This is a genomic window from Myxococcus sp. AB025B (assembly GCF_006518215.1).
GTDB classification, from domain to species: domain Bacteria; phylum Myxococcota; class Myxococcia; order Myxococcales; family Myxococcaceae; genus Myxococcus; species Myxococcus fulvus.
Genome location: NZ_SRLW01000695.1, coordinates 1 through 540 on the forward strand (window position 1 = coordinate 1; position 540 = coordinate 540).

Consider the following 540-nt stretch of genomic DNA (forward strand, 5'->3'; position numbering starts at 1 on the left):
GGCCGGGAGCGCCCCGTCAGCACCGAGGGCGCGGCGGCGACGATGCGCGGCACCTCCGCCACGCGGATGGCCACCATGCTGGGGTCCTTCACCTCGCCGACGTGAATCGCGCAGTCGATGCCGTCCGCGATGAAGTCCACCGCGCGGTCGTGCAGCAGCCACTCGACGCTGACGCGGGGGTGCCGGTGCAGGTACTCCGTCAGCGGCTCCACCAGGAGCTGCTGGCCGAAGGCATGGGGGACGACGACGCGCAGCGTGCCCTCCGGCTCGTCGCTCGCGCCGCGCAGGTCGGCCTCGAACATCTCCCAGTTGGCCAGCAGCTCCTTCGCCCGCTCGTAGCAGCGCGCGCCGTCCTCGGTGAGCTTCATCGCGTGGGTGGAGCGCTGCAGCAGCCGCAGGCCGAGCGAGCGCTCCAGCGCCTGGAGACGCCGGCTCACCGTGGGCTGTGTGGTGCCGAGCTGCGCGGCGGCGGATGACAGGCTCCCGGCGTCGACGATGCGCAGGAAGGTCTGCATCAGCTCGAGCCGGTCGGCGGTGGTG

The 540-nt window shown here is 72.8% G+C and carries 1 protein-coding gene; it reads right to left on the minus strand.

What is annotated here, in order from left to right; genetic code table 11:
• Positions 1 to 540: LysR family transcriptional regulator (locus FL311_RS43555; protein ID WP_228557489.1), on the minus strand; the 540-nt coding region annotated here is incomplete at both ends.